This window comes from Pseudomonas sp. GW822-FHT04C11, assembly GCF_058800905.1.
Genome location: NZ_JBXAMS010000024.1, coordinates 1 through 13,008, shown reverse-complemented (window position 1 = coordinate 13,008; position 13,008 = coordinate 1). Strand labels below are relative to the sequence as shown.

Below are 13,008 nucleotides of genomic sequence, written 5' to 3'. Positions count from 1 at the left end.
TGCTTGCAACATGTCCGAGCAGATCAATAACACTACGCCCCAAGCGAACTTCAAGAGCATTCCGGTGGTGGATATCGCCGGTCTGTTCAGCATCGAACGGGAACATCGGCTGGTCGTCGCAGAGCAGCTCGGGGTGGCTGCCAGTGACGTCGGCTTTCTCTATATCACCAGCCACGGCATCGATCCGCAGTTGATCACCAACTTGCGCCAGGCAGCCAAGGACTATTTCGATCAGTCCCTGGAAACCAAGATGCAGCACTACATCGGCACCTCGAAGACTCACAAGGGCTTTGTCCCGGAAGGTGAAGAGGTTTATGCCAAGGGCAAACCGGATCATAAGGAAGCCTTCGACATCGGCTTCGAAGTCCCGGAAAACGATCCGCTGGTGCTGGCTAACACGCCGCTGCTCGGGCCGAATGAATGGCCGTCACTGCCAGGTTTCAAGGAAGCCGTGCAGGCCTACTACGCCGCGATCTTCGCCCTCGGTCGACGGCTGTTCGGTGGCTTCGCCCTGGCATTGGGCCTGGAGGAAGACTATTTCGACAGCATGGTCACCCGGCCGCCCTCGAAGCTGCGGCTGATCCACTACCCGTTCGACGGCACGGCTCAGGATGCACCCGGGATTGGTGCGCACACCGACTACGAGTGCTTCACCATTTTGCTGGCTGACAAACCCGGGCTGGAGGTGATGAACAATCTTGGCCAGTGGATCGATGCACCGCCTATTCCAGGGGCGTTCGTGGTGAACATCGGCGACATGCTCGAAGTCATGACCGCGGGTGCATTCGTTGCGACGGCTCACCGTGTCCGCAGTGTCAGCGAAGAGCGCTACTCCTTCCCGCTGTTCTATGCCTGCGACTTCCATACCCAGATCAAACCCTTGCCAGGTTTCGCCAAGACCGGGCAAGAGTATGAGCAGATCGCCATTGGCGAACACATGTACGGCCAGGCGCTGCAGACTTACCAATACCTGCGCAAGCGGGTGGAAAACGGAGAAATCACGTTGCCGGAGAAGGCGCGTAAGCCTTCGAGCTTCGGGCACCTGAAAAACCAGACGCAACCGTCCTGATCATTGCTGTCGGCCACTACTATCTAATCGGAGTCACCGAAAATGCTTTACAAAAATAACCGTGCTGCCCGTTTGTCCCTGCTCGCCGCCAGCCTGTTTTGTGCAACTGCCAGCATGGCTTCCGCCGCCACACCGGGTCAGTTGAAAATCGGCATGGAAATCACCTACCCGCCGTTCGAATCCTATGACAGCCAGAAGAATATCGTCGGCTCCGATCCGGAACTGGCTCAAGCCCTGGCCAAGCAGATGCAAGCCAAGGCGGAGTTCGTCGATACCAAGTTCCCCAATCTGATTTCCGGCCTGAATTCCGGGCACTACGACGCGATCATCTCTGGCATGTACATCACGCCAGAGCGTCAGACTCAAGCGATGACCATTGGCTACGCGGTGACGGGCGCGGCAATCATGGCACCGAAAGACAGCGGTCTGAATGCGCAAACCCCGGAAGACCTCTGCGGCCTGAAAGTCGGGCTGGAACAAGGCACCACCTGGGTCGCTCAATTGAAGAAACTTTCGACCGACTATTGCGTGCCGAACAACAAGGGCGCCATCACTGTCAGCGAGTTCCCGTCAGCACCGGAAGTGACCCAGGCCCTGCTGTCGAAAAACATCCAGGCCCAAATGGAAATCGCCGGCGCGGCGAAGATGATCGCCGAGCACACCAACGGCCGTGTAGTGATCACCTCCCAGCATCTGGTCTATCCGCAAACCCTCGGCATCTTCGTCAAAAAGGGCAACGAGGAGACCTATCAGGCGCTGCTCAAGGCGTTTGATGAGGCGAAAAAAAGCGGTGACTACGCAGCTATCCTGAAGAAGTACAACCTGGAAGAAGCGTCCAACTAAGGCGACGCCCCTTCGCGGGCCAGCACGCGCCTACAAAAGTACCGCTCCCAGCGCGGGAGCGGCTTACCCGCGAAGACTTCAATGCGGTTCGAGGTACTTATGCAATTCGATTGGACGTATTTCTTCTCCCTGTTCGCAGACTCCGCCTTCTGGCAAGCCTGCGTCACCGTAATCGAACTCAGTGCCCTGGCCTGGTTCATCGGCATGCTGCTGGGCTTTCTGCTGGCCTCGGCCAAGCTGTCGACTTCGGTCTGGCTCAGACTTCCGGCGACCGCTTATATCTGGTTCTTCCGCAGCATTCCGCTGCTGGTGCTGGTGGTCTTCGTCTACAACCTGCCGCAGTTATTCCCGATGACCGGCTCGGTCCTGTCCAACCCCTTCTACTCCGGGTTGTTCGCGCTGGTGATCACCGAAGCGGCGTATATGGCAGAGATCCATCGCGGTGGCCTGATTTCGGTCGCCAAGGGTCAGAAAGAGGCCGGGCGCGCGCTGGGTATCGGCTTCCTGGGCTTGCAGCGTTTGATCGTGATTCCTCAGGCTTTTCGCATTTCCCTGCCGACCTTGATCAACGAATACATCACGGTGGTGAAACTGACGTCGCTGATCTCGGTGATCTCCCTGACCGAACTGCTCACCGTCGGCCAGCGCCTGTACGCGCAGAACTTCCTGGTCATGGAAACCCTCGGTGCGGTAGCGGTGTATTACGTGTTTATCGTTAGCGTGTTCGGCTGGTTTTTGCAGCGACTGGAACACCATCTGGATCTGAACCAACGCAAGCCGCAAACCCTAGACGAAACCGCCGTAAGCCGACTCAAGGCCCAATCCCAACCGCTGACCAGCACTGCCGGCCTCCCGGTCAATCGCGGTGCGGTACCAGTCCTACAGCTGGAGAAGATCCACAAGCGCTATGGCAATCACGAAGTGCTCAAGGGCATCGACCTGACTGTCGGCAGTGGTCAGGTGATTTCAATCATCGGCCCGTCAGGCTCAGGTAAAACGTCGTTGATTCGCACCATCAATGGACTGGAAAGTATTGATCAAGGCGAGATCATGCTATTTGGCGAAAGCTTCATCGGTTCCAACGACACCCCCAACAGCGCCAGGGTTCGTAGTGGTGTGCGGCATATCGGGATGGTTTTCCAGAACTTCAACCTGTTTCCCCATCGCTGCATTCTCGACAACATCACTCTGGCGCCGCGCTTCCACGGCAGCGCAAAACCCTTGAGTGAACAACGCGCCTATGCGTTGTTGGACAAGGTCGGACTGCTGGCTCACGCGCACAAGTATCCGCATCAGCTTTCCGGCGGTCAGCAACAACGGGTAGCGATTGCTCGGGCATTGGCCATGGAACCGAAGATCATGCTGTTCGACGAACCGACTTCGGCCCTCGATCCGGAACTGGTGGGCGATGTGTTGAATGTGATCCGCGATTTGGCCAAAGAAGGCATGACCATGCTGATCGTGACCCACGAGATGGACTTCGCGATGTCGATTTCCGATCGGGTGATCTTCATGGAAAACGGGAATGTTCAGCTGGATGCCAGCCCGTATGCCATACGCAACAAGCAGACCGGCGAACGTGTTCGACGCTTCATGGGCCTGACCGCCCAGACCGAAATGCTGCTGGCAGCGGAGTAGACCTCGGAGCGGGCCGGGTCTTGGTGGCGATAGGTCAAGTCCTCTCGCCACCACACTGCACCTGCTCACCCCAATTCCAGCATCAACCCGCTCAAGCGCTTGACCTTGCGTCGTACGGCTTCTTCAAAAATCCCGGTACGTGGTTCGATCAGGCTGAACCAGTTCTTGGCGCGAGTGATTCCGGTGTAGATCAGCTCTTTGGTCAGCACCGGGTTCAGCGCATCTGGCAGGATCAACGCCGTGTGGGCGAATTCGGAGCCTTGGGATTTGTGCACGGTCATGGCGTAGACGGTTTCCACGTCATTGAGTCGGCTGGGCAAAACAAACCTCACACCGCCCTGACCATCGTTACGCGCAAAAGCGACGCGTAGCACCTGGCGTCCGCCCTCCTGGCCATCGCGCTCAGGCAATTTCAGGGCGATACCGATGTCGCCATTCATCAGGCCCAGACCATAATCGTTGCGCGTCATCAGTACCGGACGCCCTTCGTACCATTGCTGATCACTGTCGATCAGCCGCGCCTTGAGCAACGCGCCGGTAATCCGCTGATTCAGCCCCTCGACACCCCACGGTCCCTTGCGCACGGCACACAGCAACTGGAACGCATCAAAGGCTTGCAAGACATTGCGTGCCCACTCGATCCAGCAAGGATCGTCGGGAAGTGAGTTGATGGACGGACGCTGGTTGCGCAAGAGACTCAGGTAATGCCGATAACCCTGCGGACCTTCGCCATGGCCTTCGAGCAATAGACGCTCCAGCGCCCTGTCCTGCTCGCCCTTGAGGGGCAGCGAAAAAAGATCGGCATGACTGCGGGCAGCCAGCAGCTTGCGGGCCTCATCGGCCTGCTGCTGATTGACCCAGCGCGCCAGTTGACCAATGCCGCTGCCTTCGCCAAAGCGCCGCGAATGACGCAGCATCACGACCTGCTGGGCCAGCGGGTGAGTGGCGTCGATGTCTTCCTGCAAACCGCTGGAACCAAGATTTTCACCACTGACGGCCTCCAGCCAGTCGCGGGTCTGCGGGCTGTACCAACCGGCCTCGGCATCGCGGCACAGATCACCGAGAACGGCGCCGGCCTCCACCGACGCCAACTGATCCTTGTCACCGAGCAAGACCAACCGGGCATGCGTCGGCAACGCATCAAGCAGATTGGCCATCATCTCCAGGTCGATCATCGAGGCTTCGTCGACCACCAGCACATCCAGCGGCAGGCGATTGCCGGCGTGATGGCGGAAATGCCGGGTTCCCGGCCGGCTGCCAAGCAGACGGTGGACCGTGGTCACGTCAGAGGGGATTTTGTCCCTAACGCTCTCGGCAACTTGCAGTGTGCGAACTTGCTGGCTGATGGACTCTGTCAGCCGCGCGGCGGCCTTGCCCGTGGGGGCGGCAAGTCGAATCCGCAGTGGCTTGCCCGCCTCCACGGCTGGCGCCTGGAGCAGGGCCAGCAAACGCACAACCGTGGTGGTTTTACCGGTTCCAGGCCCACCCGTAACGATGCTGAATGCACCACGGGTGGCCAGGGCACAGGCGAGTTTCTGCCAATCGATCTGCGCACTGGAACTGGCCTGGCCAAACAGGCCACTCAGGCGTTCGGACAGGTCATCGGGTGTTGGTTCATGGACGATAAGTCGTTGGCGCAGCGCACTGTCGATGCGCCGTTCGTACGTCCAGTAACGGCGTAAATACAGTCGCTTGCCAGACAATACCAATGGGCGCTGCTGTGTTTCATCACGCTCATCGACGGCCAGCGCCACAAGACTGCTGGATGCCAGGACCTTGCACCAGTGAGCGCCCTCCAATGCTTCAAGCAATTGCGATGGCAACAACAGGGTTCCGGTCTGCAGATCGCCTTCCGGCGGCAGGGATAGCGCGAAGTCCGGCTCCTTGAGCGTTTCGAACAGATCGAGGCACACATGCCCGTGCCCCAGTTGATGACTGGTCAAGGCTGCTGCCAGCAACACCAGCGGATCGCCATCGGGCGCCAGTTCGTGGAGGAAGGCGACGAAGGCTTTGTCCAAGGCCCGAAGCCAGCCACGCTCGACCCAGCGCTCGAGTAACAGCAACAGGTCATCGGCGCGACTCAGCGGTGTCAGTTGCGCAAGGCTCTCGGCCGTCAACGGTGTGGGTAACAAATCGGCAAAGGAACGGCTCATAGCAATACACCCTGCTCCCAGGCCGGTTCAGGCTTGGGTTCTGGTTTTCCCTGGAACAGCCGGTCCAGTCGTTCGATCAACTCCCGTGGCGGACGAGTGAAATACACGCCTTGGCCAGGTGCCCGGGTGCCGCGCAGGAACAGGTACAAGGCGCCGCCCATGTGCCGGTCATAGTCGTAATCGGCGAGTCGCGCCTTGAGCTGGCGATGCAGCGCCAGTAGATACAACACGTACTGCAGGTCATAGCGATGATCGAGCATCGACTGTTCCATTGCCTGCTCGGTATAGGCCGAATCGTCAGCACCGAGCCAGTTGGACTTGTAATCCGCAACGTAGTAACGCCCGGCGTGCTCGAACGTCAGGTCGATAAAGCCTTTGAACATGCCATTCAGCAGTACGGGCTCGGCAACGACACGAGAAGCGCCGGCATGGGTGTATTGGCGCACCAGTTCGTCGAGCTTCAACACATCGACTTTATGGCTGGCAAACCAGAATTCCATTTCGACCCGGTACTCGGTCAGTTGTTCGAACACCACGGGTGGTTGTTCGGTACCAATGCGTAACGGCGCTTGCAACAAATGCTGCAGCCAGTCGCTCAGGGTGTTGATCCAGCCTTCCCAGCCGCGGCGGTTGCAGCGGCGTGCAATGGCGTTTTCGATGGATTTCGGGTCTGCGGCGAAACCTTCGTCACCCGCCCACTCCAATAATCCATGGAGAAAAGTCCCGGGATTCGGCCCGCGCGGGAAGCGGTGGATATCACCACCGCTCGCAAGCACTTCGCGTGGCGCATCGGGATCAAGTCGCTCGTCATCGAAAAGCTTTTGCGCTTGAGGGCTTTCCGGCGCTTCGTCGCTGCCAGCGCTCAGACTATCGCCAATGCGCAACGCACTGTAGGAGGCGATCCACCAGTTCTCGGCCGCCTTGCGCTTCGGTATCAGCGGTGCGAGCAACGTTGCCTCATTGCGTGGCGGGAGAAAACGTTCGGTTGTGGCTTCAGGCATCTCGCCATAGCTCAAAGCGCTGCAGTTTTGCTGCAAGTCTTCCAGCCAACGCTTCAGCGCCGTCGACTCGACCAGCTTTTCGCCGCCACCCAGCAGATAGCCCAATGCCGACAGGTGCAGCACCGAGCTGTTGTTATTGCCGCGCTTGAGGTCGGTGACTCCCAGCCAGCAAGCATGCCGGGCTCGGGTCAAGGCCACATAGAGCAGACGCAAATCTTCAGCCAAGCGCTCATCGTCCGCCAGGGCAATCAACTCGGGGGTTGGGCTCAACGTTATCTGGGCTTGCCCGTTCGCGTCGTGGTAGTGCATCGGCAATCGACTGCCGTCCACCGGTTTTGCCGAACAAATGAACGGCAGAAAAACCAGCGGATACTCAAGGCCTTTGGATTTGTGGATGGTCACTACCTTGACCAGTTGCTCATCGCTTTCCAGACGCAGAATCTGCTCTTCACCGGCCTGCCCGGACAACGCCAGATGCTCGGACAAATGACGAATCAGGGCTTGCTCGCCATCGAGCTCGGCGGCGGCTTGCTGCAACAGCTCCGAGAGGTGCAGCAGGTTGGTCAGTATCCGCTCGCCATCGCTTCGGGCAATCAAGGCCTGAGGCAGTTCGAAATCATGCAGCAACCGGCGCAGCATTGGCAGGATGCCCTGACTGCGCCAGATCACCCGATACTCACGAAACTGCATGACACGCTTCTCCCAGGCCAGCTCATCCTGGTTCAAACGCTCCAATTCTGTCAGCGACAGGTTCAAGGTGATGCTGGCCAGCGCTGCACGCAGTGGTCGCTCGACATCCGGCTCGGCGCAGGCCTTTAGCCAACTCAACAGGTCGTGAGCCTCTTGGGCCGCGAACACCGAGTCCTTGTCCGATAGATAAACACTGCGCACACCTCGCACGGACAATTCGTTGCGTACCGCCTGGGCCTCTTTACCATCGCGTACCAGAATCGCGATATCTGCCGGTAGCAACCCCTGTAGATCCTCTGCCCCCCGGACAAAACCCGCACGCCCCTGCTGGCCGCCATTGAGCAATGCAGTGATTTCACTGGCGCACGCTGCAGCCAGTTGCTGTCGGTACACAACACCGGACAACGGTTGCTCGCTGGACAGTTGCCAGATATTCAGCGCCGGTACGGCCTGACCGTTGATCTGCAAAGACTCTTTGCGGCCTTGCGATTCGACCGGCAGAAATGGAACCGGGTTTTCGCCGTTTTTCTCACGAAACAGAAACGCACCACGCCCCTGCTCACGGGCTTCTGCACGCTGGAACACATGGTTCACCGCATCGACCATCCCGTGACTGGAGCGGAAGTTGGTGCCCAGGGTATGCAAGCGACCACTCGTTGCCTGACGCGCGCGCAGGTAGGTATAGATATCTGCGCCACGGAAGGCATAGATCGCCTGTTTAGGGTCGCCGATCAGAAACAGCCCACATTCGGGGTTGTTGTCTTCAATACGATAGATACTTTCGAAGATCCGGTACTGGACCGGGTCGGTGTCCTGGAATTCGTCGATCAACGCGACGGGAAACTGCTCGCGGATCAACGTCGCCAGACGCTCCCCACCTTCGGCTCGCAATGCAGCATCGAGCCTGAGCAGCATGTCGTCAAAACCCATTTCAGCACGACGACGCTTCTCTTCTTCAAAACGCGCCCCCACCCACTGTGCGGCATGTTTCAGGACTGCGGCATCCGGAGTCGGCAATGCATCGAGACTGGCTTTCAGGCCGGACATGGCGTCCAGGCCGGGGTGGCTTGGTGCCTGACCTTTCCAGGCCTCAGCCATGCCATCGGGTGTCAGACGATTGAAGCCGGTGCCAATATCCAGTTGTTCAAGGCTGTCATCCTCGGCCCAAGTACAGATTTTCTCGAACCAGGGCTCGAAGTAACGCGCTTGCATCTTGCGTCCGTCGACAGACTTGCTGGCGACGCCTTGCAGACAGATCTCTCGCAACTCCTGCGCCCATTGTCGCCAAGGCGCCTTGAGCTCCAGCAACGCATCACGTCGAGCTTGCAGGCACTCCGTGATCAGCTCGGCAGGTTCTTTTCCTTCAGCGCTATCACGCTCACTGGCGAACAACCCGCGCACTCGTGACAGCAAGGCGGCCGGGCCGCCCCAATGGCTGCGAACCCAGTTCAGCGCATCACCTTGCATCGGGTAGCAAAACAGTCGCCAGTAATCGCGCAGAACTTCACCGAGCAGATTGCTGTGATCAACTTCGAGGGTTTGAGTGAACAGACTGCCACTGTCGAACGCATGCTCACGCAGCATCCGTTGGCACCAACTGTGAATCGTCGAAACTGCTGCCTCATCCATCCACTGCGCGGCGATGTCCAAACGGTTCGCACAGCCGGACCACTGTTCGGGACTGAACTGCCCACGCAACTCGGCAATCAGGCTGTCAGGTGCTGGTGTTTCGTCGCGGAAAAACCGCGCTGCCTCGGCAAGACGTGTACGGATCCGCTCACGCAGCTCCTTGGTCGCGGCATCAGTAAAGGTCACCACGAGGATTTGCGGTGGCAGGAGTTCACGACCAAAACCGGCAGACTCGTCACCGTGCCCAAGCACCAACCGCAAGTAGAGCGCGGAAATGGTGAACGTCTTGCCGGTGCCGGCACTGGCTTCGATCAGTTGACTACCGCGAAGCGGGAAGGCTAATGCCAGAGGGACCTTCGCTGTCATGAGTGCGACTCCTCACTGGTCAATGAGTGCCAAGGGGCTTCGAGCAGCGGACGGTAGAGCGCGTCACACCAATCGACAAAGGTTTCGTCGGCAATCAGGGCGTTGTAATCGGCAAACTGGCGAGCCAGTGCAGGGCTTTCGCGGCGCTCGCCATCGGTGGTCTGACCGTCGCCCTCATAGGCCTTGCGAGCGGCAGCCTCGGCTTTGAGCGGATCAGTCTGGCCCAGCCAGGCGAAAGCCGTTTTTACCGCTACGGGCAATGGCTGGCGCATACCTGATTGCCAGGCCTGTAACAGATTGCCCAGGGTTTTCAGCGCGGCATCTTGCTCGATAGGGGCAAGCAGCAAGGTATCGTCACTGGCCACCAACCCCGTAGTCATCGACAAGCCGCTCGCGCAAGCCACCAGGTGATTAACCCAAGGACGAGTCAAACGATGCCACTTGCGGGTCTTGATCGAACCAATGCTGTTGGGGATCGTAGTGACAGCCAGCAACCCGCCATCGCTGCGTTGATGGAGACCGCTGAGCCAGCCTTCCAGGCTCACTCCCTGCAATTGGAGCGTCACCGGCAAAGCACTGTTTTGCGGTGTTGGCCACAATGCGAGCAACTGTTGATAACGTTGCAGCAGATCCGGTAGCGGCTCGATCAACTCACGTTGCAAGCACTCACCGAAACCGGCCATCGGCAGCAAGCCGCTGTCCTGCAACCTTTTGGCCTGTGCATGCAGAGCCTGCTCAGGTTGATCGGGGCTAGCCAGTGCAGCTTCAAGCAAGCTGTCGCTCAGGCTGTAGCGTTGCAGTGCATCGAGCACGAAGGGCTCTTCATCTGCCAAAGGCGCTTCAGCCGCTTCGAAAAACACCTTGAGACGCTGACTGAAAAAATGCCGCACGGGATTACGCAGGAAATCCTGTAGTTGACCAAGGCTCAGCGGCTCTTCCTGAACATAGGCATCAAGCACCTCCAAGACTGGACCACGGTCATGCTGCTCATGCAACAGCTGCCATTCTCGGGCATAGCTGAACAGTTGATCGCCTTCATGGAAATAACGGGCACTGAAGGGTTGTAACGGATGCTCCTGGGTCATCGCATCGAGGAGTTCTTTACTGCCGTCGGTGTTTTTCCAGCCGTTAGCCAGATGGTCACGCAGCTGACCGATCAATACCGATGCGGGGCGCTCGCTGTTGTCGCGAATACTGCGCCCGACCCAACTGATGTAAAGCTGGTCCCGCGCCGAGAGCAAGGCTTCGAGCAATAGATAGCGATCATCCTCTCGCCGAGACCGATCACCGGGGCGGTAATCGCTGCCCATCAGATCGAAATCCAGTGGCGGTTGTGCACGCGGATAATCACCATCGTTCATACCCAGCAGGCAAACGAGCTTGAACGGGATTGCCCGCATCGGCATGAGCGTACAAAAATTCACTGCGCCGGCCAGGAAGCGTTGGGATAAACGCCCTTGATCGAGACCAGCCAACCAGGCTTCACGGACCACCGTCAGCGGCAGCTCATCCAGTAAACCAACCGATTCGCAGGTCTCCAGCCAGGTTTCGCGGAGCAACTCGAGTTGGGCCAGCAGATAGTCATCATGCTCATTGCTGGCCAGGAAAAATAGCTGCATCAATGCTTGCAGACGCACACCCCATTGATCGGGCGATGCCGGTTGCGTGAGTTCCGCGTGAGCGATCTGCAAAGCATCGAGTAAAGCTACCAATGGGCCGATCAGTGCCGCATCCAGTCCGCCGATTTCATCATAAGGTTCGATGCCATCGCAGGAATGACCACTGCCAACGGCATACCCCAGAAGCATGCGACGCAAGCCAAAACGCCAGCTGTTTTGCTCAAGCTCATCAGGCAAACCAAGACCGGCGCGTTGTTCGGCGTTCATACCCCAGCGAACGCCAGCCCCCTCGATCCAGCGATGCAAGGTCGGCAGGTCACGCTCCTCTACGCCAAATCGGGCGCGCAATGCCGGAACGTCCAGCAAGTCGAGGATCTCGCTGACCGGAAAACGGCTGTCAGGCAGCTTGAGCAAATGCTCGACCGCGATCAGCAACGGGTCGCGACCACGCTGGCCCTGGTCGGTCAGCGTGAAAGGGATAAAGCGCCGATCTTCCCGCTCAAGTTGACCGAACACGGCGCGGATGTGCGGAGCGTAACTGTCGATGTCCGGAACCATCACGATCACATCGCGTGGGCGCAACTGCGGGTCTGCGCTAAAGCGTGCGAGCAACTGATCGTGGAGTATCTCCACTTCACGCTGTGCGCTATGGGCAATGTGAAAACGGATCGACTCGTCCTGCTTCAGATCGACCGCAGGCCAGAGCAGGCGGGTTTCATTCAGCGGGCGTAACTCAAGGATGTCGTCCTGCAATTGATTGAGCATGTTCAACGGCTGGCTTTCGCTGAATAGATCGATACGTCCATCGCGAAAAGCTGATCGATAGCTGTTGGGATCGTCATAACTGTCGAGCAGGTTGATGTAGTCGCGTCCTTGCTTGCCCCAAGCTGCCAGCAGCGGGTGAGCATGTTGATGCAGGGTTTGTGGGTCAAGTACGACCGGCATGCCGGTCTTGCGCGCCTGTCGCTTGTACTGATGCCTTAAAAGGTCTTTATCGGCGACGATGTCGGCCCAGTGGTGACGACATGGGTTGTGCACGCAGAGCAGAACCTGGCTGAAGCGAGCCAATCCTGCGAGTGCTTCCAGGGCTTGAGCAGGTAGCGAAGAAATGCCAAAAACGATCACCCGTGAAGGTAATCCCTTAGGTGCGGTGTCCAGCCCAGTGATTGTCTCTATGAAGCGTTGATGAACGCCTGCGCGACTTTGCGCCATGCCTTGCTCACCGACGTCCAGCAACAGCGCACGCCATAACTCAGCCTGCCAGCAGTTGGCCGGAGTGAGCGGCTTGCTCTCACCTCTACCGTTACGCAGTTGATGGCGACCCGCCGCCCAATCTTCCAGCCAGTCCGCCCGGTACACTTGATACTGGTCAAACAGATCAGCAAGCCGCTCAGCGAGCTGATAGCGTTTACGCAGGTCGGTATCGTGAGTCAGGAAGCGTTGCAGCGGTTCGAAATGTGGTTGATCAATCAGCTCTGGCAACAGGCGCATCAATCGCCAGGTTAGAGGGGCCTTGTCCAGCAACGATTTCGCTGGAATTTCATCACGCCCGAGCACTGATCGATAAAGTTGCCACATAAAGCTACCGGGTAACTGCACATCAATCGCCGCAGCGATGCCACAGCCGCCCATGTCGTCATCTTCAGGGTCTTCGGCCAATGCCAGCTTCAGCCATTGGGCAATACCGTTGCTCTGCACCAGAGCGATTTCATTTTCCAGGGGCGCAAGCGGATAACGCCGCATCCAGCTGACCACCAGGCTACGCAGTTCGTCCAGGCGGTTGCCGTGAACCACCATAAAACCAGCACTGAGGAACGAGGCGTCCGCCATAAGGGCTTCCTTGGAGAAATGCAAAAGCTAGGGCCGAACCTTAGCATTGTCAGGTGACTGTGACAGCCGTGAGCCGTCCGATGTTGCTGTACGAACTTTCTCGCAGGCAAAACAAAACCCCAACTGCTTTCGCAATTGGGGTTTCGGAATTTAATCTTGACGATGACCTA

Annotated in this window: 6 protein-coding genes; 3 read left to right on the top strand and 3 right to left on the bottom strand. The window is 58.4% G+C overall.

Annotation, left to right across the window (positions count from 1 at the left end; all coding sequences use genetic code 11):
* The first annotated feature begins 10 nt into the window (after positions 1–10).
* The 3 genes from AC1RJ3_RS27940 (at position 11) to AC1RJ3_RS27930 (ending at position 3,550) form a co-directional block, all read left to right on the top strand.
* Positions 11–1,069 (top strand): isopenicillin N synthase family dioxygenase, encoded by a 1,059-nt coding sequence (locus AC1RJ3_RS27940; protein ID WP_054594135.1) that lies wholly within the window; start codon positions 11–13, stop codon positions 1,067–1,069.
* 42 nt (positions 1,070–1,111) lie between these two features.
* Complete coding sequence (locus AC1RJ3_RS27935) at positions 1,112–1,912, top strand: ABC transporter substrate-binding protein (RefSeq protein ID WP_493081665.1); 801 nt, start codon at positions 1,112–1,114, stop codon at positions 1,910–1,912.
* Between the two features lie 99 nt (positions 1,913–2,011).
* Entirely contained in the window at positions 2,012–3,550 is a 1,539-nt protein-coding gene (locus AC1RJ3_RS27930; RefSeq protein ID WP_493081663.1) for an amino acid ABC transporter permease/ATP-binding protein, read from the top strand.
* Positions 3,551–3,615: 65 nt separating this feature from the next.
* Here the strand turns inward: AC1RJ3_RS27930 and recD are convergent, their stop codons facing one another.
* Genes recD through recC form a run of 3 tightly spaced genes read right to left on the bottom strand, consistent with a single transcriptional unit; the run spans position 3,616 to position 12,838 of the window.
* Entirely contained in the window at positions 3,616–5,703 is a 2,088-nt protein-coding gene (gene recD / locus AC1RJ3_RS27925; protein ID WP_493081661.1) for an exodeoxyribonuclease V subunit alpha, read from the bottom strand.
* Positions 5,700–9,389 carry an exodeoxyribonuclease V subunit beta gene (gene recB, locus AC1RJ3_RS27920; RefSeq protein ID WP_493081659.1) on the bottom strand — a complete coding sequence of 1,230 codons (3,690 nt, stop codon included), beginning with the start codon at positions 9,387–9,389 and terminating at the stop codon, positions 5,700–5,702. The genes recD and recB overlap by 4 nt, the downstream gene beginning before the upstream one ends.
* On the bottom strand, positions 9,386–12,838 hold the full coding sequence (gene recC, locus AC1RJ3_RS27915) for an exodeoxyribonuclease V subunit gamma (RefSeq protein WP_493081657.1): 3,453 nt from the start codon (positions 12,836–12,838) through the stop codon (positions 9,386–9,388). Before recC ends, recB begins: the two co-directional genes overlap by 4 nt.
* Positions 12,839–13,008: the final 170 nt, after the last annotated feature.